Below are 26,729 nucleotides of genomic sequence, written 5' to 3' on the forward strand. Positions count from 1 at the left end.
TGACCTCCCGGAGAAAACCCCGTGTGGCGTACTACGCCCACCATCACGGCACAGGGCACCTGCGTCACGCAGCGAACATTGCCCGGCTTGACGCCGTGGACCTGCTGGTAACCGGCACCATGCCTGCCGCCGGCGTCCCGGACCTGCCGGGCGGGGCACGGTTTGCCCCGCTGCCGCCCGACGTCGCGCGGCAGGGCCCGTTCCCGCCGGGACCCGGTACGTCCCTGCACTATGCGCCCACCGTTCCGGCGGTCCGGGAACGCTTCGCACGGCTGCACGCGTACTGGGAGGAGTTCATGCCGGACGTTGTGGTGGTGGATGTCTCGGTGGAAACCGCCGTGTTCGCCCGGCTGGCCGGATATCCGGTCATCCACCGGCGTATGCACGGGGACCGGACGGATGCCCCGCACCGGCTCGCCTATGATTCCGTCAACGGACTGATTGCGTATTTCCCCCAAACCCTCGAAACCCCTGAACATCTGGCGGCCTACGGCACAAAAAGCACCTATCTCGGCATGCTCGCGCCGCGGTCAGCGGGGCGGCAGGCTGTTCAGCCGCGCACGGTTGCTGTCCAGACATCCCTCGGCGGGACCGGGGTCCGGCTGCCGGCCGTACTTGAGGCCGCCCGCGCAACCCCGGACTGGACGTGGCGGATCATGGGCCGTACTTCGGGTGCTGTCCGGGACGTGCCCTCCAATGTTGAACTGCTTGGCGTTGTAGCGGAGCCGGCACCGCTGCTGGCAGCCGCAGAGGTCCTGGTGACCTCGGCAGGGCACAACGCGGTGGCCGCGGCCGCCGCAGCCGGCCGGCCGGCCCTGATCATTCCCGAACAGCGGCCCTTCCGAGAGCAGGAACGGTTTGCGCAGGCGCTGGCCGGTGCCGGCGCCACTGCTGCCCCGGACTTCTCGGCACCTACGGACTGGCAGCGCACACTGGCGGCGCTCAGCGCCTCCGATCCGGAACTGCTGGCGCGGACACTGCTGGTTCCGGAGGCAGAATTCCGGAGCCGCTTCCTGACGGCAGTGGAGCGTGCCACCGCCGAATCCGGGGCAGGGGAGCGGCCGCCGGTCCCTGCATTCAGTAGGGAGCGCTGACCCGCACCGCAGCCAGCTCCGCCGGGCCGGGCGTGGCAAGCAGCCGAAGTTCCCCGCCGTCCGGGTCCCACGCCACGTAGCCGGCCCGGGCAAAGGCCTCCAGCCATCCCGTCATGGGCCAGGTTCCCCACTTTCTCCGGAACGCCCGGGCATTGACCACAATGGATTCCAGATGCTGCAGGGGCGGCCGGTGCACACCATGGTGCTGGTGGAACATCGTGGCCCCGGAGAATGCCAGGGGGATCCCCATCCCGCGGGCAGTGAACGCGAAATCGGTGTCCTCACCCCCATAGCCGGCAAAGGTCTCGTCGAAACCGCCGATTAGGTCAAAGGTTGACCGCCGGACGGCGAAGCCCAGGGACCAGAAAAGGGCGTACTCGGTGGACGGGGCCGCGGGTTCTCCGCGACCCGGGGAAAGCGCTGCCCGGGCGTGATGGGGAATGGACCCCTGCATCAGCACGTCCATGCTGCCTCCCGTCTCCCAGGCCGCCAGGTCCGCATCCGGGTACAGGTAGCGCGGCGTCGCCATCACCAGCCCTCCTGCCTGCTGCAGATCAGCCAGCAGCTGCTCGAACATCTCCGGGGCGGGGATGCAGTCCACGTCCAGGAAAACCAGCGTTCGGGTCTGCGCAGCAGCGGCGGCGGCGTTGCGGGCGGCACCAAGCGGCAGCGGCACACCGGACGGTGTGTCCACATGGACCACACTGAGGGGCAGTGTGCCCTGGGGCGGAACAGCGTCGGGCTGGTTCATGTAGCAGACCACTATGTCAGCCGGCAGGCGGGTGGAGCGCTGGATGCCCTGGACAGTCCGGGCCAGGTGCCGGTCCCTCCCGGAGCTGATGATCAGCACTGAAAACGGTTCGTCGCCGCCGGTCTGCTCCATGGGTTCCCCTCCGCCGCAGGCGCTCCCTGCCGGCGCCCAAAACAGTAAGTATACTGAAGGCAATTTGCTGACAGGGCCGGATTCGGCCCGGGAAAGGTGCAGTGACGTGGCAGAGTCAGGCGCGATGGCGGATTCCGGGGCAGTGGGCGCGGCGGTGTCGGATCCGGTGGGGGAGTCAACCGTCAGGGTGGCAAGCGTGCCGCACAGCCAGGTCTATATCCGCCACACGGGGCGTGTCCCCGGTGATTCGCGGCCAGGCGGTGTGCTGCGCCTGCCGGACCCGGATCCGCGCAATCCCGGCCAGTCAACGGAATCCACCTGGTGGCCGCCCGTCATGCTGGACCCGCACTGGATCCGGGAGAACGCCTCCACCTTTGACCTGATGCACATCCACTTCGGGTTTGATGCCATTTCCCCCCGGGACCTGCGGGCTGTGACGGCCGAGTTGAAGGCCCGGGGCAAGCCGTTGGTCTACACCGTGCATGACCTGCGCAATCCGCACCACCTCACCCCGGAAGCCCATGATGCCCAGCTGGATGTGCTTATTCCGGCGGCGGACCGGCTGATTACGCTGACGCCCGGGGCAGCTGCAGCCGTCGAGGCCCGCTGGGGGCGGCGGCCGGTGGTCCTGCCCCATCCGCACGTGGTGGAGCTCGGTGAACTCGAACGGCGGCAGCGCCTGCGGCTTTCCCGGCCGCCGCAGGGCCGGTTCCGCGTGGGGGTGCACCTGAAGAGCCTGCGGCCCAACATGCTTGACGGCGTCATCCTGCCGGCGTTGACGGCAGCGGTGGAACAGCTGCCGGGGGCCGTGCTGCAGGTTAACGGGCACCCGGACATCCTCACGCCGGGCGGGGACAAATACCGTCCGGAGCTGCACAAATGGCTCACCGAAGCTGAAACGGCTGGGCGTTTGGAACTGCAGGTGCGGGACTATTTCGATGAGACGGCGCTCTGGGATTACCTCGGCTCCCTGGATGTGTCAGTACTGCCCTACCGGTTCGGAACCCACTCCGGCTGGCTGGAGGCCTGTACGGATCTGGGCACCAGCGTGCTGGCCCCGTCCTGCGGTTTTTATGCCCAGCAACGCTCCACCGTGGCGGAGTTTGTGCACACCGAGGACGGTTTGGACGAGCAGTCACTGGCCACCGCACTCAAGGGTCTCTATGCCGAGCGTCCCTGGCCGGGGCTTTCACGCGCGGAGCGGACAGCCGAACGGCGGGCCGTGGCGGCGGCCCATGAGGAGATCTACGCGTCCGTGCTGGCGCCCTGACCGGTTTCCGGGCCGCGGACGGCCTGTTCCAGCCCGGCCAGGATCGAGGGTGTCAGCGGACTGCCGGGAAAGCGTGCCAACCGGCGAAGGGGAAGGCTGCCCATCAGCGACAGCGCTCCGGCGAGCCCGCCGGCTTCCCCGGCTCCGGTTTCCGCCGCTCCGGTTTCCGCCGCTCCGGTTTCCCCCGCGCCGCCGGCCGCTTCTGCTGCCAGTGCGCCAAGTACACGCTGCCCCCGCGGATTCGCCAGCCATTCTGCGATGGTCGAATCGAGGCTGAGCTGTCCTGTCGGTTCGGCGCCGGTGCCGGGCAGCTCCAGGCTGCCGCTGAGCCGGATGTCCCGCGAGGAGGACCCGACATCGATCCGGTAGCCGCCGGGATCGGCGGTCCACCGGTGCGCTGCCGGATCGAACCGGGCCAGCGCCGCCAGCGGCAGGTCAAAGGCCACATCGGCGGTGGCATCCGGTTCCAAATAGACCTTGCGGAAGGCCCGGAGTTCGCGGGGCGCAGCGGGGGCCGTGCCGCCCGGGGCGCCCACATAGAGCTGGATGACTTCAGCTCCGGCGCAGCTGCCGGTGTTCCGCACGGTCAGCCGTACCGAGACCATTTGACCCTCGTCTGACTCTGCGGTCTTCAGAGCCAGTCCGCTGTAGCCGAAGCTGGTGTAGGAGAGCCCGTGGCCAAAGGGGAAGGCCGGTTCCATCCGCCGGGCGTCGTACCAGCGGTAGCCCACAAAGATGCCTTCGCCGTACCGGACCGTCCCGGATTCACCCGGATAATTACCGAAGGCCGGTGTGTCCTCGATCCGGTGCGGGAAGGTTTCGGCGAGTTTTCCGGACGGGTTCACGGCGCCGGTCAGCACATCGGCGAGCGCCTCCCCACAGGCCTGTCCCGGAAGCCACGCTTCGAGGACCGCAGGCACATCCGATGCCCACGACGTTTCAACTGCGCCGCCGTTGAAGAGCACCACCACCGTCCAGGGGTTCGCTGCCAGGACGGCAGCGAGTGACTGCAGCTGGTCTGCCGGCAGCGTGAGGTCCGGACGGTCAAAACCCTCGGATTCCTTCTCCTCCGGCAGGCCCAGGAAAAACAGGACTGCGTCTGCGGCGGCAGCAGCGGTTTCCGCCTCGCTTACCAGCGCCTCCTCGGACTCCCCGTCCAGCCGGTACCCCGCGGCAAAGGAAACGGCGGTGAACCCTTCTGCCAGGACATCCAGCGGCACGCTGATCCGCGTAGGGTTCACCTGGGAGGAGCCCGCTCCCTGGAAGCGCGGTGTGCGGGCCAGTTCACCCACGACCGCCAGCCGGAGCTTTGGGGACAGGGGCAGGATGCCGCCCTGGTTCTTCAGCAGCACCATGGAGCGTGCTGCCGCGTCACGTGCCAGCCGGTGGTGTGCTTCCGGGTCCACCGGTTCCCGGGCCGGTGATGCGGTCCGCGCGGCCAGCTGCAGCAGCCTGGCAACGGAGGCGTCTACCATGTCCCGGTTGATGGTGCCGGCATCCAGCCCTGCCTCGAGTTCGGCCAGGCCCAGGCCGTTGCTTGCCGGCATTTCCAGGTCCAGGCCCGCGTCCAGTGCAGCCGCGCGGTCCGTGACAGCGCCCCAGTCGGAGACCACAACGCCGTCGAACCCCCAGTCGCCGCGCAGTACCGTATCCAGCAGCCAGGGGTTCTCCGCTGCGTGGATTCCGTTGATTTTGTTGTAGGCGGCCATCAATGACCACGGCCGGGCGGAGCGGACCACGGTTTCAAAGGCCTTCAGATAGATCTCGCGCAGCGTCCGGTCATCCACCGAGGCATCAATGCGCATCCGGTCCGCCTCCTGGTTGTTTGCGGCGAAGTGTTTGGGGCAGGCGGCCACCCCCTGTGCCTGGACGGCGCGTACCCACGCAGCACCCAGTTCGCCGGCAAGCAGCGGATCCTCGGAAAAGTATTCGAAGTTGCGTCCGCACAGGGGCGTGCGCTTGATGTTCAATCCGGGGCCCAGCACGACGTCGACGCCGGCCGCGGCCGCCTCCCGCGCCGTCGCGGCGCCCAGCTGCGCCAGCAGCTCCGGATCCCAGGAGCAGGCGGTGAGGCACTCGGCGGGAAAGCAGGTGGCCTCGATGGAGTTCCCGAGTCCCGGCTCATCCTCATTGTGTGGCCGGCGGATGCCGTGGGGCCCGTCGGAGAGGACAAGCGGCCGGATACCCGCAGGGGCAATGGCCGCCGTGCGCCAGAAGGATGCGCCGGACAGCAGGGAGAGCTTATGGGGCAGCGTCAGGGACCCGGCATCCCGGGGCATGGAAGCGGACGGGTTGTCGGATGCAGGCATTGGCATGTGCCGGAGTCTAGGGGCCGCCGGTGCCTGCCGGAAGAGCAAACCATCCGATGCCGCCCGGCCGGCTGCCGCATCGCTGCAGGGCCTGTCGGCGGCCGTGGGCTGCGGTTAGTGTTTTCGCTAAGCACCTGCGGCGGTGAACCGTGCCGCATGACGGGAGCAGACCATGATTACCCACCTGGACCGTTACCGGCAGATAGCCGAAATCCTCTCCCGTAACGGCCTAGGCTTTCTCGTCTCGGCCCTCGGGCTGGAGGGGCGGCTGCCGTTCCGGCGCCAGGAGCACGCTGAAGATGCCGTACGCCGGCCGAGCAGGCCCGAATACCTGCGGATTGCACTCGAGGAACTGGGACCCACCTACATCAAAATGGGCCAGCTGCTCTCCACCCGGCCGGACCTGCTGCCACCGGATTACCAGCGGGAACTGGCCAAACTGCAGGACAGGGCCGATCCTGTGCCCTGGCCGGCGATTCGGGAAGAGCTGCGCCAGGAACTGGGCGCCGAACCGGAATCGGTTTTCGGTTTCTTCGACACCGCGGTGATGGCCAGTGCCTCCATCGGGCAGGTGTATTCGGCGGCCCTGAAGGACGGCACCGCCGTCGTCGTCAAAGTGCGCCGGCCCGGCATCACCACGGAGGTGGACCAGGACCTGGAGATCCTGCAGAACCTCGCCAGCACGGCCAGCAAGCACTGGGAGGCCGCCAGGGACTACGATCTCACCGGCCTGATGGACGAGTTTGCCCGGACCCTGCGTTCTGAGCTGGATTACCTGCAGGAAGGACGCAACGCAGACCGGTTCCGGCTCAACTTCGAAGACAGTACGGCCGTGCAGATTCCCCGGGTCTATTGGGACCACACCACCTCACGGGTCCTGACAATGGACCGCATCACGGGAATGAAGGTCACGGATACCAAGGCGCTGGATGCGGCAGGAATCGACCGTCCGGCACTGGCTGTCGCGGCGGCCGGGGTGGAAATGCAGATGGTCTTTGACGACGGGTTTTTCCATGCCGACCCGCATCCCGGGAACCTGTTCGTGGAGCCCGGTGGCCGGGTGGGGCTGATTGACTTCGGCATGGTCGGAGAAGTGGATGAGAAGCTGCGGGGGCAGCTCTCCGCACTTTTTGTCGGCATTGTGCGCAAGGACCCGGAGCGGATGACCAACGCCATTGTCCGGCTGAACGCTTCAGGTGTGCGGGTGGACCGGGTGAAGCTGCGCATGGACCTTGGCCCGCTGATCCGTATGTACTCGGGCAGGAGCCTGGCCGATGCGCCTGTGGGCAGCCTGATCACCACCGGCCTGGGGATCCTCCGCACCCATCACATCCAGCTCCCGCGGGAGATGGCCCTGCTGTTGCGGATGCTGATTATGACCGAAGGCATGGGGGAGGTGCTGGACCCGGACTTCAGGATGGGCCCGACTCTGGCACCCTATGCACGCCGGATGACCGCCAGGCAGCTGAACCCGGTCAATTACGCCCGCCGGCTGGGGCGGGCAGGGGCAGAGGCCCTGGAACTGGGCACCGAACTGCCGGACCAGGTGCGCCGGCTCATCGAAACGCTGGACTTCGAAGGCATGGAGGTCCACCTCAGGGCGGAAGAACTGCTCCCGCTGGTTATCCGGTTGGAGCGGGTGGGGAACCGTTTGGTGGCAGCTATATTCGCCTCTGCCTTCATCCGTGGCGTGGGGGAGCTGACCCTCGGGGACGCTTCACGCTGGAAGTCGTGGCAGGCGCCCCTGATGAGTGCCGGCCTGGCATCCACCGGGGCGCTGGGCGGGTACATTGCCTGGACATCGCGGCGCGCCCGGCTGCGCGGTATGTAAACGGATGCTTAACCGGAACCGGGCGGCCCCGCAAAGGGGCCGCCCGGGCGGTTTACCGCGCTATGCGGTTCAGCTGTACGGGTTCGCCGGCGCAGCGCCGGACGGAACAGCCTTGGGGCGCAGACCCAGTTCGGCCGTGGGAACGTGGACGGTTTCCTTTGCCGTCAGTGCCGATACGGCGGCGATGGCGCAGATCGCTGCGGTGAAGTAGCTGGTGACCAGCCAGCCGCCGGGCTCCAGGCCACCGATGGCGGCAACGATGGAGGGCGCGAAACCGGCCATCAGGAAGCCGAGCTGAGTGCCGATGGCCAGACCGGAGAAGCGAACCTTGGCGCTGAACATCTCGGCGTAGAAGGACGGCCAGACAGCGTTGGCAGCCGCGTAGCCGCAGGAGAATACAGCAATGGACAGGGCAAACTGCAGCAGGGTGTTTCCGGATTCCATGGACAGCAGGTAGAAGGGCATGATCACCGCACTGGACACTGCACCGTAGACGAAGACCGGCCGCCGGCCGATGCGGTCTGCCAGACGTCCGAACAGCGGCTGGGTGAACAGTGCCACGAAGTTGCCCGCCACTACGAGCCAAAGCGTGATGTCCGCGTTGACGCTGCCGACTTCCGTGCCGTACTTGATCGCAAGTGTTCCGTACACGGTGGAGACAGCGGCGATGAAGGCGCAGCACACTACGCGCAGCACATCGCGCCAGTGGTCCTTCAGCAGCACACCCACCGGAAGCTTGACGATTTCATTGCGTTCCTTGGCTTCGGTGAAGGTGGGGGTTTCGTGCAGGGAACGGCGGATGAAGTAGGTGACTACCACTACCACGGCGCTCAGCCAGAACGGGATACGCCAGCCAATGCCGTACTTGATCTCGTCCGGCAGCGCGACGACGGGAATGAAGACCAGGGCTGCGAGGATCTGGCCGCCCTGCGTTCCGGTCAGCGTCCAGGACGTGAAGAAGGACCGGCGGTTGTCCGGTGCGTGTTCCAGGGTCATGGAACTGGCCCCGGCCTGCTCGCCGGCAGCGGAAAGGCCCTGCATCAGCCGGCAGAAAACCAGCAGTGCGGGAGCCCACCAGCCGATGGTATTGAAGTCCGGGAGGCAGCCGATGAGGAACGTGGAGCCGCCCATCAGAAGCAGGGTGAACATCAGCACGCGCTGGCGGCCAACCTTGTCACCGAAGTGTCCCAGGATCACTGCACCCACGGGGCGGGCAATGTACGCGAAACCGAAGGTCGCCAGGGACATGATGCTGGCCTGGGCATCCGCATCGGGGAAGAAGACGCGCGGGAAAATCAACGCGGCGGCGGAGCCGAAAATGAAGAAGTCGTAATACTCAACGGCACTGCCCATAAAACTGGCAGTGGCGGCCTTGCGCGGGGACTTGCCCGGCGCTTTTCCGGCGGGGGCGGATGCGTCCATTGCATCTCTCCTGACGTGGGGGCGTGGCGGTGGGGGGGACGGCGGATGGCGACGGGATGCCTTGGCCGGCATACCGTGCGGTTACCAGGTTCCGGGGTGTTTCCCCGTGGTGCGGGGTGTGCGGTACCTGATGTGCTGCAGGGTGTACTGCTTCCGCACCAAATGCGGTGGGGTGCGCCGTACCTGATGCAGTGTTGATGGTGTCCGGGTATGCCTAGCAGCAGCCATTGTGCGCTATGCGTACACATGTGCATACTCCGTACACTTGCAGTAATGTAACTCACAGCCGGATACCCCGGCAACTGTGACCTGCCGTCCGGGCCGTTCCGGTTCGGAATGAGCACACGGCAGCACCAAGTAGACCGGAAGGACAGTCCCATGAGTGGCACGGAGGAATCGTTCGTCGTCGGATTGATCGGAGAAGGCATTACTGCCTCCCTCACTCCTCCCATGCACGAGCGTGAAGCCGACCGGCAGGGCCTGCGCTATGTCTACCGTCCGGTGGACCTCACCCGGCTGGGTCGCCCCGGCTCGGATGTGGGTGACCTGCTGCGCTGGGGCAGGGACCTGGGCTTCAACGCCTTCAACGTCACCCACCCCTGCAAGCAGCTGGTCCTGGCCGAACTGGACGAGGTGTCTGAGGACGCCGCACGCCTCGGGGCGGTAAATACTGTCCTGATCCGGGATGGAAAGCTCATTGGCCACAACACCGACTTCTCCGGTTTTAGCGGTGCACTGGCCGCCGGCCTGCCGGACGCAGCGCTGGGGTCCGTGGTCCAGCTGGGTGTGGGCGGGGCAGGAGCCGCTGTCGCGTACGCCCTCCTGAAGGCCGGCACCGCGGAACTGACGCTGCTGGACCTGGACCCGGACCGCGCAGCCGAGCGCGCGGCGGCACTTGCACAGCTTTTCCCTGACCGGCGAGTGACCTCCGGAACGCCGGCGGACCTGCCCGCCGTGCTGCCCGGTGCCGACGGACTGGTCCATGCGACGCCGGTGGGCATGCATTCCCACCCCGGACTCGCCGTGGACCTGGACCTGCTGGACCCGTCCCAATGGGTGGCCGACGTCGTCTACCGCCCGGTCGACACGGAACTGATCATTGGCGCCCGCGCCAAGGGCTGCCGGGTCCTGGACGGCGGACGGATGGCCGTGGGCCAGGCGGTGGACGCCTTTGAGCTGATCACCGGCATCCGGCCGGATGCCGCGCGGATGCTTGACCACTTCCACGAGCTGATTGCCCAGGGACGCTGATGCGCACCTCCATAGCCACCGTCTGCCTTAGCGGAACGCTCGAAGAGAAAATGCGTGCCTGCTCCGACGCGGGTTTTGACGGCATCGAAATCTTCGAACCGGACCTGCTGGTCTCACCCTCCAGCCCGGAGGAAATCCGGGACCTCGCCGCCACGCTTGGCCTTACCCTTGACCTCTACCAGCCCTTCCGCGACTTCGAAGGCGTGGAGGAGGAGCAGCTGGAGGAGAACCTGCGCCGGGCGCAGGCCAAGTTTGCCCTGATGAACCGGCTGGGCATCGACACCCTGCTGCTGTGCAGCAACGTGGGTACGGCCACCATCAACGACGACGCCGTGGCAGCCCGGCAGCTGCGCCGGCTCGGGGACACCGCGGCCCGGTATGGCATAAAAGTGGCCTACGAGGCCCTGGCCTGGGGACGCTACGTCAACGACTTTGAGCACGCCCAGCGCATAGTGGACCTGGCCGACCATCCCAACATAGGTACCTGCCTGGACAGCTTCCACATTCTCTCCCGCGGATGGGACCCCGCCGCGATCGAGAAGATCCCGGCCGGGAAGATCTTCTTTGTCCAGCTCGCCGATGCCCCGGAACTCTCCCTGGATGTCCTGTCCTGGAGCCGGCACTACCGGGTGTTTCCCGGCGAGGGCGCCTTCGACCTCGTTGGGTTTATGGCCCATCTGGTCCGCAGCGGCTATGACGGCCCCGTGTCACTGGAAATCTTTAACGACGTGTTCCGCCAGACCGCCGAGGAGCGGACGGCAGTGGACGCCATGCGGTCCCTGATCTGGCTGGAGGAACGCACCTCGGCATACCTCGCTGAGCACGACGGCGGTGCCTCGTACCCAATGTCGCTGGCCACGCTGCCGCGGGTGGCGGAACCCAGCGGGTTCAACTTTGCCGAGGTCAAGGCGGAAAACCCGGAAACGGTATCCACCCTGCTCTATCAGCTGGGTTTCACCTTCGCCGGCCGGCACCGGACCAAGCCGGTGCAGCTGTGGACGCAGGGCCGTGCCCGCGTCATCATCAACGGCCAGCAGGCACGCGGCATGGAACCGGGGATTTCAGCACTGGGGCTGGATGTGAAGGACCCGCAGGCGGCGGCATCGCGGGCGCTGCAGCTGCGTGCACGTCCGGTGAACCGGCGCAGCCAGGCTGACGAGCAGGTCCTGCAGGCAGTGTTCGCCCCGGATTCCACCGAAGTCTTCCTCTGCGAAGCGACGGCCGACGGCACCGCCGCGTGGGCCGGAGAGTTCAGCCGGCCGGCGGGTACCGGCGGGCCGGAAGGGGCGCCGGACGCACCGGACGGCGACGGTTTGGCCGAGCCCCTGATCTCTGCCATCGACCACATCAACCTGTCCCAGCCGTGGCAGCACTTCGACGAAGCGGTACTGTTTTACGAATCCACGCTGTCCCTGGCCCCCATTGCCTCACAGGAGGTTCCCAGCCCCATGGGCCTGGTCCGCAGCCAGGTCATGCGCAGTGTGGACGGCGGGGTGCGGCTGGCGCTGAACATTGCCCCGCTCATTGTGGAATCCGGCCCGGAAAGCGGGGAGTACCCCCAGCACGTCGCCTTTGCCTCCACCGACCTGATCGCCACAGCCCGGCGGGCGGCCGAGCGCGGCCTGCGGTTCCTGCCGGTACCGGCAAACTACTATGAGGATCTTGCCGCCAGGTTCCGCCTCGACCCGGCGTTCCTGTCCGAGCTGCAGGAACTGAACCTGCTATATGACCGGGATGCGGACGGGGAGTTCCTGCACTTCTACACCGCAACCGTGGGCAACGTGTTCTTCGAAGTGGTGGAACGGCGTGGCAGCTATGACGGCTACGGCGCCCCCAACGCCCCGGTTCGGCTGGCGTCCCAGTACCTGGCATCGAGGAATGATTCCCGGCGCGGAGAGGGATGACCGTGGACGAGGGCTACTACGTTAAATCCGTGGAGAAGGCCTTCGCAATCCTCGGCGCGTTCACGCCGGACGTTCCGGAACACACGGTCAGTACGGCCGCGGCCGCGGCGGGGACCAGCCGCGCCGCCGCCCGCCGGTTCCTGCTCACCCTGCGGGACCTGGGCTATCTGGGCTTTGACGGCACCGCCTTCCGACTGGCACCGCGGACCCTGGACGTCGCCGCCGCGTACCTGGCACACCTCTCCCTGCCGCAGGTGGCCGAACAGCACCTGAAGCAGCTCTCTGCCGAGCTGGGGGAGACGACGTCGCTGTGCATCCTGGACGGAACCGACGTCGTCTACGTTTCCCGGATCACGTCGCTGCGGCTCCTGCGGGTGGCAGTGAACGTGGGGACCCGTTTCCCGGCCTGGGCCACCTCCATGGGGCGGGTCCTGCTGGCTCAGCTGCCGGCCGAAGAGCTGGAAACCTACTTCGCGGACGTCCGGCTGCAGCAGTACACGCGCAGCACCGTATCCTCAGTGGCGGAGTTGCGGGAGGAAGTCCTGCTTGCCGGCATCCGCGGCTGGTCAAAGGTGACGGATGAGCTGGAAGACGGACTGCGCGGTGTTGCCGTGCCGGTCCGGGGTGCGGACGGCACAGTGGTTGCAGCCGCCAACGTGTCCCTGCAGCTGCACAGTTCGGACGGCGTGGAGACAACGGTTCTTCCGCTGCTGCGGGCCGCCGCGGACCGGATCTCCAGGGATCTCGGCAGCCGCGGCGGCCCGGCCTAATCAGCAGTTACTCGCTGTATTCGCTGGCCTTGTAAATGCTCAGCCCCAATGACCTGGCCACCTGCGCCACGGCATGCTGGGCCTTGACGCTGTTGCCGGCGGGGTCCAGGGGAGGCGCGAAGCCGGCGATGGCCAGCTTGCCGGGCATCACGGCCAAGATTCCGCCGCCCACCCCGCTTTTGCCCGGCAGTCCAACCTGGTAGGCCCAGTCACCGGACGCGGTGTATAACCCCTCCATGGTCATCTCCGCCAACATGGCCGGCACATGCGCAGCCTGAACCACGCGGTCGCCGGTCAGCGGATTTACCCCGCGGTTTGCAATGGTGGCACCCATAGCGGCCAGGTCCCGGGCCGTAACCAGGGTCGAGCACTGCCGGGTATACACATCGCAGGCTTCCATCGGATCGGAATACATGGTGCCGCCCGAGTACAGCAGCCAGGCAATGGCCCGGTTGTGGAAGTTGGTGGACTGCTCCGATTCGTTCACCTCATCGCTAAGCCTGATTTTCCGCCCGGCGAAGGCGCTCTGGACCTGCAGGATGGCTTCCCACCGGTCCTCTGCTGTGTCGCCCGGGATCAGCGAGACGGTGGACATGGCCCCGGCGTTGACCAGGGGTGACACGGGTGCGTCGCCGTGCAGGGCGACGGAGATGACCGAGTTGAACGGTTCACCCGTTGGATCGGCGCCCACTTTCTGCTGGAAGGTTTCCAGCCCCACCTTTTCCATGGCCCAGGCCATGGAAAAGACCTTGGAAATGGATTCCAGCGCAAATTCGAAGCCGGTGTCACCCATTTCGAACAACTGGCCGTCGGCAGTCATGACGCAGACGCCAAACAACGCCGGGTCCACCGATGCCAGGTACGGGATGTAGCTGGCGTTCTCGCCGCCGGTGTCATCCTTATGGTCCGCGTAGGCGGTTTTCACGGCATTCTCAATGGATGCCTGGTCGAGTTTCATACTGCTGTGCTCCCGCCTGTGCCTGTGCTGCCGCCACTACCGCGCGGCCGGGTAGAACCGGGCGCCGGAGCGGCGCCCGTAGTAGCCGCGTGCTCGCCCTCATGCCCGGACGGCTGCACGTGGGCGGGCGGATGCGCAGCCTTGGCGTGCTCTCCGTGTCCGCTGTCCTGCGAATAGGTCAGCGGTGACCCCGAAGCCTCTGCCTCCCGGGTCAGCTGCTGCGTCGAAACACTGGACTCCGTCACCGTGCCCGGATTCGAGTGCTCAATCTGCCAGGTAAACGGCACGAACGGGCTGGAGGGGTCACGCCAGTGCGGCTTGCGGAAGGCGTAAATGATGAACGGCAGGATCACCATAATGGCTGCACCGGCTACCAGAATGCCCACATAGACGGCGGGGGAACCGACGGCGATCTGGGCGGGCGGGATGAAGCTGAAGGAGAAGGCCATCAGCGCGCCCAGGAAGCCGACTCCGGCGACAATCCACATGCCCACGTCTCCGCCGGGCACCCGGTAGGGCCGGGGGCGGTTCGGCTGGCTGTAGCGCAGGTAGATGGCCGACGCGAACATCAGCATGTACATGATCAGGTACAGGATCACGGTCAGCTGGCTCAGGATCTGGTAGGCAGCCTGCACGGACGGCAGGACCACATAGATGAATCCCAGGCCGGTCACCACAAATGCCTGGAAGAAGAGGATGTGCGTGCCCATGCCGTGCTTGTTGGTGTGTTGCCAGAAGCGCGGCAGGTAGCCGGCCTTGGCAACGGCCAGCATGCCGCTGGAGGGACCGGCCACCCAGGTCACCACGCCGGCCAGGACCCCCAGCAGGAGCATGGCCGCAACAATCGGTCCGGCCCAGCCGATACCGGCCCACTCGAACATGTCGTTATAGGAGGTCAGCAGGGACTGGGTCAGGTTGATATCCGCCTGCGGCACCACAAAGGCAATGGCCAGGGTGCCGAGGACGAAGATGACCACTGTGCCGGCTGCGGCAATCAGCACCGCAATCGGATAGTCGCGCGTCGGGTTCTTCACTTCCTTCACGTGGATGGCGTTCATTTCCATGCCGGCATAAAAAAGGAAAATCGACGCGGCGAGCACCACGTTGGAGAAATTGCCGAAGTCCGGCAGAAGTTCACCCCAGCCCATCTGGATCTGCGGGGTGTTTCCGGCAAAGAAATAGGAAAATCCAAGCACGATCAGGATGATGGCCGGAATGATGGTGCCGATGATCCCGCCCCACTGGCTCACTCGTGAGAAGGCCTTCGCTCCGCGGAACGCGATGAAGGTAGCCAGCCAGTAGACCACCAGGACCACTGCCAGGACGAACAGTTTGTTGCCTGCCAGCTGTGAGTCCAGGTTTTGATCTGTTCCCGTATAGGCCAGCGACACCGCACCGAAGGTCAGTACCGTGGGAAACCAGATAGTGACTTCGATGAAAAGCATAAACATGGCCAGGAAGGCCCAGCGGGGCCCGAAGGCCTCACCGACCCAACGGAAAACGCCGCCCGTTTCCGGCCAGCCCGTGGCCAGTTCCGCTGCGACGATGGATACCGGGATCAGGAAGACAATCGCGGCAAATACGTAATAGAAAACGGAACTCAAACCATATTCCGCCTCCGAGGGAAGTCCGCGGAGGCTGACCACCGCCACAATGTTCATCACGGCCAGGGCACCGATGGTGATTTGCGCTTTCTGCTTCGCCGAAAGCCCCTGCTGATCGTTCGTGGATGCAGTTGAAGCGCTTGCCTTCGAATCGCTCATTCAACTCACCTCCTGGGATTAGTGGTGGAACCCGGGGTGCTCCGACTCGCGGGGCATGGGCGCACTCAGTTGTTCCAGGTACGCGGTTTCCCGGCGGATGTCCGTGAGCAGATTGTCCGCCAGGTCCATGCTCAAACCGTTGCGGACCACAATCCGTTCAACTGTCAGGTTCGCCAGGTCATCCGGCATGGGATAGGCGGGAACCAGCCACCCCTTGGTGCGCAGTCGCTCCGCCAGATCGTAGAGATTCCACTTATCGGTATGCCCCTCCTTCAGCCGCCACGCGAAGACCGGGATGTCGGAGCCGTCATTCCACAGCTCGAAGGGACCGATCTCCGCAATGTTGCTGGACAGGTAAAGCGCCACGTCCTGGGAGGCCTGCTGCACTTTGGCATAACCGTCCCTGCCCAGCCGGAGGAACAGATAGAACTGCAGCACTACCTGCGCCCCGGGCCGGGAGAAGTTCAGCGCGAAGGTGGGCATGTCCCCGCCGAGGTAGCTGACGTAGAAAATGAGGTCTTCCGGCAGCCACTGGCGTTCACGCCAGACCACCCAGCCGAGGCCGGGATAAACCAGCCCGTACTTATGTCCGGACGTGCTGATCGAGTGGACCCGTTCCAAGCGGAAGTCCCATTCCAGGTCCTGCTGGATAAACGGGGCAATCATCCCGCCGGACGCGGCGTCCACGTGGATGGCGATGTCCAGGCCGGTGGAGGACTGGATCTCGTCCAGCTTGGCGGCAATCTGCTTCACGGGTTCGTACATGCCGGTATAGGTCACACCCATAATGGCGACCACGCCGATGGTGTTCTCATCAACGTACTTTTCCAGTTCAAAACCGTCCAGGCACTTATGCTCCTCGCTGATGGGAACAAGCCGGGCTTCAATGTCGAAGTAGTTGCAGAACTTTTCCCAGCACACCTGCACAGCCGAGCTCATCACCAGGTTCGGTTTATCCACGGACTTTCCCTCGCTGCGGCGCTTGTGCTGCCACAGCCGCTTTAACGCCAGCCCGCCCAGCATGCAGGCCTCGGAGGAGCCCACCGTGGACGTGCCGATAGTGCCCTCCGGATTGGGGGAGTGCCACAGATCCGCGAGGATGCGCCAGCAGTTCTGTTCAATCTGCGCTGTCTGCGGGTATTCGTCCTTATCGATCATGTTCTTGTCGAACGTCTCGCTGTAGAGCCGGTTGGCGTAGTCGTCCATCCAGGTGCTCACGAAGGTCGCCAGGTTCAGGCGGGCGTTGCCGTCGAGCATGGTCTCGTCATGCACAATCTGGTACGCGGTCTCGGGCAGCATCTGCCCGTCATTCAGTTTGAACTTCGGGGCTGACGTTTCCTCGCCCGGACGGGCGAATATGGGATTGACGGTCACTGAATCAGGTTTTTTCTGCGCCATTTTGGAACCCTCTCGTCGACGGAATGCCTACCGGCAAGGCCGCAGTGAACGGCGGTCATATCCCCACAGGGCAGCGCGCACGAAAAACTATACGCGGGGCGAAAATCCATTACTAGGCTCCCGCTCCGCACTGCCGGCACGGCCGCCAAAGCCCTGCCAAAGCAGGTGCTGCCCGCCTGGTTTCGCCTGCCCCGCATTGAGCCCGCCGGTAGCCGGGCATAACCTTGCTGGAACCGAGATTCACCACCGTCCCCGCCGTCCGGGCTCCGCGCAGCACCGGAGTCCGCCCTGCCGGGACCATAGCAACAGGAGAATCGCATGGCCTCACTTGCACGCCGGGAACGTTTCGAGCTGCCGGAACCGGTACGGAAATTCTTCGAAGGTGACTGGGATGTACCGGCCTTCCCCGTGGAGGAATACCGGGACGGCTCCACCATGGTGGTCCGCGCCGAACTTCCCGACATTGACCCCGATACCGGACTGGACGTCACCGTAAGCGACGGTGTCCTGCAGATAAAAGGCGAGCGGCGCCAGGAGACGGAGCACAAGGACCGGCACGGATACCGCTCGGAGTTCCGCTACGGCTCCTTTTCGCGGGAGATTCCACTGCCCACAGGCAGCGACCAGGACGGGGTGAGTGCCACCTACAACGACGGCGTTCTGGAGGTCCGCATACCGGTGCCGGAGCCCGGAGCCTCGTCAACGAAGATTCCGATCTCGCGGGGCTGAACCGAAGGCAGGTATGAGCACGCCACCGGTGGCACGGCGTAAACGGGTCTACCCGGACTGGCTGGTCATTGCGACGCTGGCATGCGGCGGCATTGTCGTCTCGCTGGAAAAGACGGCAGTGGTTCCGCTTCTGCCGGAGTACCCCCGCATTTTCGGGGTAACCAGCGATGACGTGTCCTGGATGGTCACCGTAACGCTCCTCTGCGCCGCGGTGGCAACGCCCATCGTCTCGCGCCTGGCGGACATGTTCGGCAAGCGTCGAATGCTGCTGCTCGCCATGGCCATGATGGTCGCCGGCGCCTTTGCCGCATCTCTCGGCGGTACGTTCACCTGGGCCCTGATCGGCCGGGGCCTCCAGGGCTTTGCCGGAGCCGTAATCCCGGTGGGCATCAGCATCCTGCGCGACGCGCTTCCACAAAAGAAAATCGCCGGCGCGGTCTCCATGATGAGCGCGAGCTTCGGCATTGGCAGCGCTTTGGGTCTGCCGCTGTCCGGGCTGATCTATGAGCGGCTGGGCTGGGAAGCCACTTTCTGGGTGGTCGGCGTGATTGCCGCCGTCCTTATGCTGGGCGTTTTTGTTTTCGTCCCCGAGTCCGACGTGCGGGCCCCCGGCCGCTTCGACTACACCGGGGCCCTGCTGCTTTCAGCCGGAATGACCGCCCTGCTGCTGGCCATCAGCAAGGGCGGCGTGTGGGGCTGGACAAGCTACCCGATCATCGGCCTCTTTACCGCAACCGCCGTCTTTTTTGCCCTCTGGTTTCCGGCCGAGCTGCGCAGCGGAGCGCCTCTGGTGGACCTGCGTACCTCTGCCAGGCGGCCGGTGCTGCTCACCAACGCCGCAGCCGTACTGGTCGGGTTCTCGATGTACGCCAACATGCTGGTCACCACCCAGCAGCTGCAGCTCTCACCGGTCACAGGTTTCGGGTTCGGCCTGAGCGTGCTGGGGGCCGGACTGACCATGATTCCATCAGGGCTCGCGATGGTGGCGGCGGCCCCTGTCTCCGCCCGGCTGACCAACGCCTTTGGAGCCAGGACCACCCTGGTCTCCGGCTGCGCCGTGATGGCCGCAGGCTACGCCTCCAGAGTGCTCCTTGTTCATTCCGTCACCCAGATCATCATCGGGGCAGTGATCGTATCGGTGGGTACGGCCATGGCCATGGCCGCCATGCCGACCATCATTATGAGCAACGTGCCGCTGACGGACACCGCCGCCGCCAACGGCGTCAACACGCTGCTGCGCTCGGTTGGAACATCCACGTGCAGTGCCGCCGTAGCCACCATACTCACGTCACTGACCCTGCGCGTGGACGGTACGGTCTACCCCGGTCTGGATGCCTTCCGCACCATCTTCGTCTTCGCCGGACTGGCGGCGCTCCTGGCCACGGGGGTCTCCTGCCTGGTGCCCCGTTCACAGCGGCGCGAGGCAACCCATCCGCAGCTGCATCCCGCCCCGGGGCAGGAACAGCCGAAACCGGCGGATGAAAAGCAGGAGATCATGCTCCGCGGCAGGATGCTCTCCGACAGCGGTCCGGTGCCCGGCGGAACGGTGACCGCCCTGGATGCCGCGGGAAACCGGGTGGATTGGGCCCGTGCAGACGATGCCGGCCGGTACAGCGTGGTGCTTCCGGGCGATGGCCACTACGCAGTGGTGGCCACACAGTCTGCCTGGCAGCCGGTCACCGAGGTGCTGGCCTTCCCCGGCGTCCAGCAGGAACACGACGTCCGCTTCCGGAACCGCCGGACCCTCTCCGGCACCGTGCGGCAGGAAGGACGTGCCGTCCCGGCGGCCCTGCTGATCCTGCTGCGGCCGGGAGGAGAGGCCTCCATTTCCACCCGGTCGGATGACGGCGGGAACTATGAGCTGCCGCTGCCGGGATCCGGTGTGTACATCCTCAGTGTCATTGAGCCGGACGGGTCCACCACCCACAGCAGGCGGCTGTCCTTCCCCCTGGCCAACAGCGTCGTCGACATCGAGCTGGACGGCAGCCGCGGGAACCGGACCGGAATACAGGTATGAGGGCAATGCTTCCTCCGGCCCGGAAGCCCCTCCCTGCACCACCCGGTCTCCGCCTGATCCGCGGTGCACGGTCCCGGAGGAGACCAAGCGCACATCCCCGGCTTTGGTACCCGCCCACCCAAGCGCATACGATCATTCAGGCGCGAAGCGGGCCCCGGCGGAAACAACGTGCCGAGGCAGTACCCGCAGCGCGGATTCCTTCAAACTGTCTTTAGTTAGGTATGTGGTGGACCTCACCCTTATGGTCGCGCTGGTGATCGCGCTAGCACTGTTCTTCGATTTCACCAATGGTTTCCATGACACCGCCAATGCGATGGCCACCCCCATCGCCACCGGTGCTATCAAGCCGAAAACCGCCGTGGCCCTGGCCGCAGTGCTGAACCTGGTCGGCGCCTTCCTCTCCACCGAAGTAGCCAAAACCATTTCCGGCGGCCTGATCCGCGAAGGCGACGGGGGCATACAGATTACCCCCGTCATGATTTTCGCGGGCCTGATGGGAGCGGTGATCTGGAACCTGATCACGTGGCTGAAAGGACTGCCCAGCAGCTCCTCCCACGCCCTGTTCGGCGGCCTCATCGGCGCCGCCGTGGTGGGTGCCGGCTTCGGCGCCGTGGATTTCTCGGTTCTGATGTCCAAGGTGATCCTGCCAGCGCTGATCGCACCCCTGATCGCCGGTTTCGTCGCCTACCTGGCCACCAAGCTCGCCTACCGCATCACCCGGCGCCATGATCCGGATTCCGGGAGCAAACTCCCGCGCCGGCGCGGCGGCTTCCGGTACGCCCAGATTTTCTCGTCCTCCCTGGTGGCCCTGGCTCACGGCACCAACGACGCGCAGAAGACCATGGGCGTGATCACCCTCGTCCTGATTGCCGGCGGACTCCAGACGGCCGGCACCGGCCCGGAGTTCTGGGTGGTAACCGCCTGCGCCGTCGCCATTGCCGCCGGTACCTACGCAGGTGGCTGGCGCATCATCCGCACCATGGGAACCGGACTCACCGAAGTGAAGCCGGCACAGGGATTCGCCGCTGAAACAAGCACCGCGGCCGCCATCCTGGCCTCCTCCCACCTGGGCTTCGCACTGTCCACCACGCAGGTAGCCTCCGGCTCGGTCATCGGGTCCGGCCTGGGCCGCAAGGGTGCCGAGGTGCGCTGGCGTACCGCCGGCCGGGTCGGCAGCGGCTGGCTGCTCACCCTCCCGGCTGCCGCCGCCATGGGCGCCGTTACCGCAATGATCGCCCAGCTGGGCATGGTCGGCGTGGTGGTGGACGCCGTCGTCGGCACTGCCGTCATCCTCGGTATTTTCCTCTGGTCCCGCCGCAACCGGGTTGGTCACGACAACGCCGTCACCAACATTGAGAGTGCCGGTGAGGTGGTCCGGATCAAGAAGAGCAGGGGCAAGTCCCGCGGGAAGAACCAGGGCGCCAGGAGCGGCCAGGGCAATACCGGAAGCAAGGGCGGCGGCAAGGCTGCCGGCAAGCTCAAGGAAGGTTCCAAATGAACATCCACTGGCTGGATTACCTCACGGTTTTCGGGGTTACCCTCCTCGCCGCGCTGACGGTTGTGGGTATCTACTCCTTCGGGGTCCGTCTCTACGCGGTCTCCCTCGATGAGGACACCGGCACCCCCGCAAGAACCCGTCCTGCCCTGGCCAAAGCCGGCGCTTTTGCCTGCTTTGCCCTCAGCGGCGCAGCAGTTCTGTACGGCATCTACCTGATCGTTCCGGCGCTGCACGGCTAACTGCGCGGCTTACGCTGCACAGAACAGGCAAAAAGGCCTGCAGGATCGTGATGATCCTGCAGGCCTTTTCCGTTGTCCGGGGGAGGAGCGCCGTCAGTTCCGAACGGCGGTGTCCGCGGCATGGTCCGGAACGTAGAACGGATAATCCGTATAGCCCTCGGCGCCGAAGGAGTAGAACGTGGTGGCGTCCGGAGTGTTCAGCGGCAGGTCTTCCTCCCAGCGCCGGGCGAGGTCCGGGTTGGCGATGGCAGGGCGTCCCACAACGACGGCGTCCGCCAGGCCGTCGGCCAGCATCGCCACGGCCTCGTCCCGGGTAGTGATGACGCCGAAGCCGGAGTTCAGGAATACCGGCCCGCCGAAACGGCTGCGCAGGGTCTGCACCAGCTCACCGGCGGGGTCCCGGTGCAGGAGGCTGAGGTAGGCAAGGCCCAGCGGGGCAATGGCATCCACCAGTGCGCCGTGGGTGGCCAGCACATCGGCCGGGTCCGTCTCGAGCGCGCCCTGGACGTTGTGTTCGGGGGACAGCCGCAGGCCAACCCTGTCGGCACCGATCTCCGCAGCGACGGCGCGCACGGTTTCGATGACAAAGCGCGCGCGGTTTTCCGGGCTGCCACCGTAGCCGTCCGTCCGCAGGTTGGCTGTGGGGGAGAGGAACTCGTGCAGCAGGTAGCCGTTGGCACCGTGCAGCTCCACGCCGTCGAACCCGGCATCCACCGCGTCCCGTGAGGCACGGACGAAGTCATCGATGACCCTGGCCAGTTCTTCGGTTTCCAATGCGCGCGGCACGGGATACTGCTGCTTGCCGTCATAGGTGTGGGAAAGCCCGTCCACTGCGATGGCGCTCGGCGCCACCAGTTCCAGTCCGCCCGTGGTGTTGGTGTGGGTCACCCGGCCTGCATGCATCACCTGTGCCACAATGCTGCCGCCGGCTTCGTGTACGGCGTCGGTAACCTTCCGCCATCCGTCCAGCTGCTCAGCATCAACCAGGCCGGGCTGGCCCGGGAACCCCTGCCCTTCGCGGGAGGGGTAGGTCCCTTCACTGACAATCAGCCCCAGGGACGCACGCTGACGGTAGTGCTCCACCATCAGGGGGCCTGGGATACCTTCCCGTCCGGCACGCTGACGCGTCAGCGGTGCCATTACCAGGCGGTTGGACAGCTTCAGGCTGCCCGCGGTCATGGGGGAAAACAAATTCACTAAGTAACTCTTCCTGTAGATCGCCGCCGTCCGCGCCCCCGTGGGACGCCGGCAGCGGCAGGTTCACTCCATAGGCGGACAACCCCGAGCCCCGCGGGTCTATTCCTCTCGGGCTCCGCCCGCCGCCCGCCGCCCGCCGCCCGGGACCCGGGGGCATCCGGCCGCGCACCTGCTTCCGGGCAGCTGTCCATCGCCGCCGTTTCTCGGGAACACGGTTTCGCGGCAACACCGTTTCCAGGGAACACCGTTTCCCGCGGAACCCGCGCTGGCTAGCATGGGCCCATGAGCCGGGCCGTGTATTACGCGTCAGCTTCGCTGGACGGATTTGATGCCGCCGGACTGGAGCCCTTAGGCAGCGAGGTGCCCGCTCCGGCAGGCGCCGTCGTTATGGGGGCAGGCACCTACGCGCGGCTCCGCAGGCAGGTGGAAGAGGAGGGAACGGGAGCCTGGGACTGTCCGCCGGCCCCTGTCTGGGTCTACACGCACCATGAGTTTCCCGGCGTTGAAGGGGCGGACATCATGTTTGTCCGGGGACCGGTGGCGGAGTTTGCAGCCGACATCGCGGCATCAGCCGACGGCGGGGACATCTGGCTGCGCGGAGCGGATCTGGCGGGGCAGTACCTCCGGCACGGACTGCTGGATGAGCTGCGCCTGACACTTCATCCGGTAGTGCTGGGCGCGGGACAACCGGTCCTGCCGTCGGCAGCCGGCCGGTCCGCACGGCTGCTGGCTGCGCGGCCGTCCGCCGACGGCAGTGTCCTGCTTAGCTACGGGTTCGGCTAGCGGGTTTCGCGGATCATGTTGGTGATCCGTGCGGTGGAGAGCCGGCGGCCCTGTTCATCGGTCATGACCACTTCGTGGGTGGTAAGGGTATTGCCAAGGTGCACGGCGGTGGCGGTTCCGGTCACCAGACCTGAGGAAACCGACCGGTGATGCGTGGCACCAATCTCAATGCCCACGGCGTGCCTGCCCGGTCCGGCGTGCATGCCGGCGCCGAAGGAACCGAGGGTTTCCGCCAGGACCAGGTGGGCGCCCCCGTGCAGGATTCCGGCCACCTGCTCGTTGCCCTCCACCGGCATGGTGGCCACAAGCCGGTCCGGTGACATCTCCAGGAAGCGGATGCCCAGTTTCACCACCAGGCGGCCGGGGCCGTGCGAGGAGAGCCACTCATGCATTTCCTCCGGAATGCCGGCCTCGATCAGGTCGCGCTTGTACGGGTTCGTGTCCGCCTCGGAACCGGCCTGGCCCGGCGTGAAAATCTCGCTCATGGCAACTAGGCTTGCATTTGTGAGTGAATCTACCAAACTGGCCGCAAAACCCCTTGAAGACAGCAACAGCGCAAGCCTCGAAACTCCCGGCGGGAGCGGCACCGGAACCGGCACGGTGAGCGCCGACGGAACTGCCGCCGCTGCTCCGGCTTCCCTGGGCAGCGTCAACGCCGGCGGCCATAACCGGCTCCTGGTTATTGACGGCCATTCCATGGCCTTCCGGGCTTTCTACGCCCTGCCGGCAGAGAATTTCTCTACGGACACCGGCCAGCACACCAACGCCGTCTATGGATTCACCTCCATGCTGATCAACCTGATCAAGGAAGAGAAGCCCACGCACGTGGCGGTGGCGTTCGACCTGGATACCCCCACGTTCCGTTCCGAGGAGTACACCGAGTACAAAGGCGGACGGAACAAGACGCCCGAGGAGTTCCACGGGCAGGTGGACCTGATCATCAAGGTCATGGAAGCCATGCGCATCCCCACCCTGTCCATGGACGGCTATGAAGCCGATGACATTCTTGCCACCCTGGCCGCCAAGGCCTCGGACCGCAACTGGGATGTCATGGTGGTCTCCGGTGACCGCGATGCGTTCCAGCTGGTGGATGACCACGTTACGGTTTTCTACCCCAAGAAGGGCGTCTCGGACCTGCCCCGGATGGACGCCGCCGCAGTCGAGGCGAAATACCTGGTTCCGCCGGACAAATACTCCGACTTGGCCGCGCTCGTAGGCGAGAGCGCCGACAACCTTCCCGGAGTTCCGGGCGTAGGGCCCAAGACGGCTGCTAAGTGGATCAAGCTCTACGGCGGGCTCGAAGGCATCCTGGAGAACCTGGACGCCATCAAGGGCAAAGTGGGGGATTCGCTGCGCGCCAATATTGAGGACGTCAAGCGTAACCGCAGGCTCAACCGGCTCCTGCGGGACCTTGACCTCCCGGTGGACCTGGACGCCATGGCCGCCCAGCGCCCGGACCGCGAAGCCATCGAGGAACTCTTCGATGCCCTGCAGTTCAACGCGCTGCGCAAGCGGCTCTTTGACGTCTACGGCGAGGAAGAAGGAGCCGCCGGCCCCGAACACGCCGAAGTGGCTGCCCCGGCCCACAGCATCATTACCGATGCCGCCGCGCTGGAGGCCTGGCTGCGTGCCACCAACCAGGCCCGGACCGCCGTCCAGCTGGTGACTGAAGGAACCGCCGCGTCCCGCGACGTCGTTGGCATCGCCCTGGTAACGGACGCCTCCGCCGCCTATGTGCCGCTGACCGAGCTCGACGCCGACGCGGAGCAGGTGCTCGCTGCCTGGCTCGCTGATCTGGACGCTCCGAAGGTGGTGCACGATTTCAAGGAAGCCTACAAGGCGCTGTCCGCCCGCGGCCTGCACCTCGCCGGCGAGGTGGATGACACTGCCATCTCCGGGTACCTGATCCAGCCGGACCGCCGCAGTTATGACCTCGCGGACCTGGCCCAGTACCACCTGCGCATGAACATTGTGCCGGCGGCGGCAGGCAGCAACCAGCTCGAGTTGTCCCTGGGTGACGAGGACGCCGCCACCCCCGCTGTGTCCAAGGCCTTTGCCGCCCTGCGCCTGAGCGAGCATTTTGCCGGTCAGCTGGTGGAGCGCGGCGCGAACCAGCTGCTGGGCGGGCTGGAGCTGCCGCTCTCGGAAGTCCTGGCCGAAATGGAACTTGCGGGCATCGCGGTCTCCGGAGAGAAGCTGGACCGGCTGCTCGATGACTTCAGCGCCACCATCACCCACGCCAGCGAGGAAGCCTTCCGGATCATCGGCAAGGAGATCAACCTCGGCTCCCCGAAGCAGCTGCAGGCTGTCCTCTTCGACGAACTCGGCCTGCCGAAGACAAAGAAAATCAAGACCGGCTACTCCACGGACGCCGATGCGCTGACAGACCTCATTGTGAAGACCGGGCATCCGTTCCTGGAGCAGCTGCTGGCCTTCCGCGACGCCTCCAAGCTGCGCTCCACCGTCGAAGGGCTGCGGAAGTCCGTAGCCGACGACGGCCGCATCCACACCACATACGCACAGACAGTGGCAGCCACCGGCCGGCTGTCCTCGGTCAACCCGAACCTGCAGAACATCCCCATCCGCTCCGAGGAAGGCCGCCGCATCCGTGAGGTGTTCGTGGTGGGCGAAGGGTACGAGGAACTCCTGACGGCCGACTACTCGCAGATTGAAATGCGCATCATGGCGCACCTCTCCGGCGACGAAGGGCTGATCTCGGCCTTCCGTGCCGGTGAGGACCTGCACCGCTTCGTCGGTTCGCATGTGTTCAACGTGGCGCCCGAAGAAGTCACCAGTGCCATGCGCTCCAAGGTCAAGGCCATGTCCTACGGCCTGGTCTACGGCCTGAGCTCCTTCGGCCTCTCGAAGCAGCTGGCCATCCCGGTGGACGAGGCCCGCACCCTGATCCGTGACTACTTCGAACGTTTCGGTGCCGTGCGTGACTACCTGCGCGGCGTCGTCGAGCAGGCCCGGAAGGACGGCTTCACCTCCACTATCGAGGGCCGCCGCCGGTACCTGCCGGATCTTTCCAGCGACAACCGCCAGCTGCGCGAAATGGCCGAGCGGGCCGCGCTGAATGCCCCCATCCAGGGCTCGGCAGCGGACATCATCAAGAAGGCCATGCTCGGCGTGGACACCGAAATCAAGGCGCAGGGCCTGAAGTCCCGGATGCTGCTGCAGGTCCATGACGAACTGGTGCTCGAAGTCGCTCCCGGCGAGCGGGATGCGGTTGAGAAGCTGGTCCGGGCGCAGATGGGCGCCGCGGCTGACCTCTCGGTGCCGCTGGACGTCTCCGTGGGCCAGGGCATCAGCTGGCACGAAGCAGGGCACTGACCCGCCTTCCCCGGTACGCTCCGGCATCCGGCCGCCTGCAACGGGCGGCCGGATGTTCTAGGCTGCAGGAAACAATGCGA

General features: G+C 65.8%; 20 protein-coding genes. 12 read left to right on the plus strand and 8 right to left on the minus strand.

Annotated features, from left to right (window positions below):
- Positions 1–23 precede the first annotated feature (23 nt).
- The gene (locus MUK71_RS08210) at positions 24–1,094 is read left to right on the plus strand and encodes a glycosyltransferase (RefSeq protein ID WP_227927853.1); all 1,071 of its coding nucleotides are present in this window, start codon (positions 24–26) and stop codon (positions 1,092–1,094) included.
- Here MUK71_RS08210 and MUK71_RS08215 read toward each other — a convergent pair.
- Positions 1,078–1,977 (minus strand): glycosyltransferase family 2 protein, encoded by a 900-nt coding sequence (locus MUK71_RS08215; RefSeq protein ID WP_227927852.1) that lies wholly within the window; start codon positions 1,975–1,977, stop codon positions 1,078–1,080. The two genes, MUK71_RS08210 and MUK71_RS08215, sit on opposite strands and share 17 nt — an antisense overlap.
- Positions 1,978–2,083: 106 nt before the next feature.
- Here MUK71_RS08215 and MUK71_RS08220 point away from each other — a divergent pair, with 106 nt between their 5' ends.
- A complete protein-coding gene (locus tag MUK71_RS08220) occupies positions 2,084–3,247 on the plus strand; it encodes a glycosyltransferase family protein (protein ID WP_227927851.1) in 1,164 nt (387 codons plus the stop codon).
- On the opposite strand, the gene MUK71_RS08225 is transcribed toward MUK71_RS08220, so the two are convergent.
- Positions 3,223–5,562, minus strand: coding sequence for a glycoside hydrolase family 3 C-terminal domain-containing protein (locus tag MUK71_RS08225; protein WP_227927850.1), 2,340 nt, complete (start codon positions 5,560–5,562; stop codon positions 3,223–3,225). The two genes, MUK71_RS08220 and MUK71_RS08225, sit on opposite strands and share 25 nt — an antisense overlap.
- A gap of 166 nt (positions 5,563–5,728) precedes the next feature.
- On the opposite strand from MUK71_RS08225, the gene MUK71_RS08230 reads away from it, so the two are divergent.
- The gene (locus tag MUK71_RS08230) at positions 5,729–7,387 is read left to right on the plus strand and encodes an ABC1 kinase family protein (protein ID WP_227927849.1); all 1,659 of its coding nucleotides are present in this window, start codon (positions 5,729–5,731) and stop codon (positions 7,385–7,387) included.
- A gap of 69 nt (positions 7,388–7,456) precedes the next feature.
- On the opposite strand, the gene MUK71_RS08235 is transcribed toward MUK71_RS08230, so the two are convergent.
- Positions 7,457–8,809: an MFS transporter gene (locus tag MUK71_RS08235; protein WP_227901964.1), complete on the minus strand. Its 1,353-nt coding sequence runs from the start codon at positions 8,807–8,809 to the stop codon at positions 7,457–7,459.
- A gap of 378 nt (positions 8,810–9,187) precedes the next feature.
- Here MUK71_RS08235 and MUK71_RS08240 point away from each other — a divergent pair, with 378 nt between their 5' ends.
- From MUK71_RS08240 to MUK71_RS08250, 3 genes are read left to right on the plus strand one after another with little or no spacing between them, the layout of a single operon-like run.
- Positions 9,188–10,060, plus strand: a complete 873-nt coding sequence (locus tag MUK71_RS08240) for a shikimate dehydrogenase (RefSeq protein WP_227927848.1) — start codon at positions 9,188–9,190, stop codon at positions 10,058–10,060.
- A complete protein-coding gene (locus tag MUK71_RS08245; RefSeq protein WP_227927847.1) occupies positions 10,060–11,964 on the plus strand; it encodes a bifunctional sugar phosphate isomerase/epimerase/4-hydroxyphenylpyruvate dioxygenase family protein in 1,905 nt (634 codons plus the stop codon). The genes MUK71_RS08240 and MUK71_RS08245 overlap by 1 nt, the downstream gene beginning before the upstream one ends.
- Complete coding sequence (locus MUK71_RS08250) at positions 11,961–12,734, plus strand: IclR family transcriptional regulator domain-containing protein (RefSeq protein ID WP_227901961.1); 774 nt, start codon at positions 11,961–11,963, stop codon at positions 12,732–12,734. The genes MUK71_RS08245 and MUK71_RS08250 overlap by 4 nt, the downstream gene beginning before the upstream one ends.
- A gap of 7 nt (positions 12,735–12,741) precedes the next feature.
- Here MUK71_RS08250 and glsA read toward each other — a convergent pair whose 3' ends face one another.
- The 3 genes from glsA to gad are packed head-to-tail and all read right to left on the minus strand — an operon-like array spanning position 12,742 to position 16,853.
- The gene (gene glsA, locus MUK71_RS08255; RefSeq protein ID WP_227927846.1) at positions 12,742–13,692 is read right to left on the minus strand and encodes a glutaminase A; all 951 of its coding nucleotides are present in this window, start codon (positions 13,690–13,692) and stop codon (positions 12,742–12,744) included.
- Positions 13,689–15,455 (minus strand): glutamine/gamma-aminobutyrate antiporter GadC, encoded by a 1,767-nt coding sequence (gene gadC, locus MUK71_RS08260; protein WP_227927845.1) that lies wholly within the window; start codon positions 15,453–15,455, stop codon positions 13,689–13,691. Before gadC ends, glsA begins: the two co-directional genes overlap by 4 nt.
- A gap of 18 nt (positions 15,456–15,473) precedes the next feature.
- Entirely contained in the window at positions 15,474–16,853 is a 1,380-nt protein-coding gene (gene gad / locus MUK71_RS08265) for a glutamate decarboxylase (protein WP_227901958.1), read from the minus strand.
- 318 nt (positions 16,854–17,171) lie between these two features.
- Between gad and MUK71_RS08270 the strand changes: the two genes are divergently transcribed.
- The 4 genes from MUK71_RS08270 (at position 17,172) to MUK71_RS08285 (ending at position 21,336) form a co-directional block, all read left to right on the plus strand.
- On the plus strand, positions 17,172–17,582 hold the full coding sequence (locus MUK71_RS08270) for an Hsp20/alpha crystallin family protein (RefSeq protein WP_227901957.1): 411 nt from the start codon (positions 17,172–17,174) through the stop codon (positions 17,580–17,582).
- A 13-nt stretch (positions 17,583–17,595) separates the two neighbouring features.
- A complete protein-coding gene (locus tag MUK71_RS08275) occupies positions 17,596–19,599 on the plus strand; it encodes an MFS transporter (protein WP_227927844.1) in 2,004 nt (667 codons plus the stop codon).
- Between the two features lie 226 nt (positions 19,600–19,825).
- Positions 19,826–21,097, plus strand: coding sequence for an inorganic phosphate transporter (locus MUK71_RS08280; RefSeq protein ID WP_279326958.1), 1,272 nt, complete (start codon positions 19,826–19,828; stop codon positions 21,095–21,097).
- Positions 21,094–21,336: a hypothetical protein gene (locus tag MUK71_RS08285; protein ID WP_231709669.1), complete on the plus strand. Its 243-nt coding sequence runs from the start codon at positions 21,094–21,096 to the stop codon at positions 21,334–21,336. Before MUK71_RS08280 ends, MUK71_RS08285 begins: the two co-directional genes overlap by 4 nt.
- A 93-nt stretch (positions 21,337–21,429) precedes the next feature.
- Here the strand turns inward: MUK71_RS08285 and MUK71_RS08290 are convergent, their stop codons facing one another.
- Entirely contained in the window at positions 21,430–22,515 is a 1,086-nt protein-coding gene (locus MUK71_RS08290; protein WP_227928080.1) for an alkene reductase, read from the minus strand.
- Positions 22,516–22,815: 300 nt separating this feature from the next.
- On the opposite strand from MUK71_RS08290, the gene MUK71_RS08295 reads away from it, so the two are divergent.
- Positions 22,816–23,316: a dihydrofolate reductase family protein gene (locus MUK71_RS08295; RefSeq protein WP_227927842.1), complete on the plus strand. Its 501-nt coding sequence runs from the start codon at positions 22,816–22,818 to the stop codon at positions 23,314–23,316.
- Here MUK71_RS08295 and MUK71_RS08300 read toward each other — a convergent pair.
- Entirely contained in the window at positions 23,313–23,801 is a 489-nt protein-coding gene (locus MUK71_RS08300; RefSeq protein ID WP_227901953.1) for a PaaI family thioesterase, read from the minus strand. The genes MUK71_RS08295 and MUK71_RS08300 overlap by 4 nt on opposite strands.
- Before the next feature lie 19 nt (positions 23,802–23,820).
- On the opposite strand from MUK71_RS08300, the gene polA reads away from it, so the two are divergent.
- The gene (gene polA, locus MUK71_RS08305) at positions 23,821–26,649 is read left to right on the plus strand and encodes a DNA polymerase I (protein ID WP_423723363.1); all 2,829 of its coding nucleotides are present in this window, start codon (positions 23,821–23,823) and stop codon (positions 26,647–26,649) included.
- Positions 26,650–26,729 lie beyond the last annotated feature (80 nt).

Origin of the sequence: Arthrobacter zhangbolii, from assembly GCF_022869865.1 — a bacterium.
GTDB lineage: Bacteria > Actinomycetota > Actinomycetes > Actinomycetales > Micrococcaceae > Arthrobacter_B > Arthrobacter_B zhangbolii.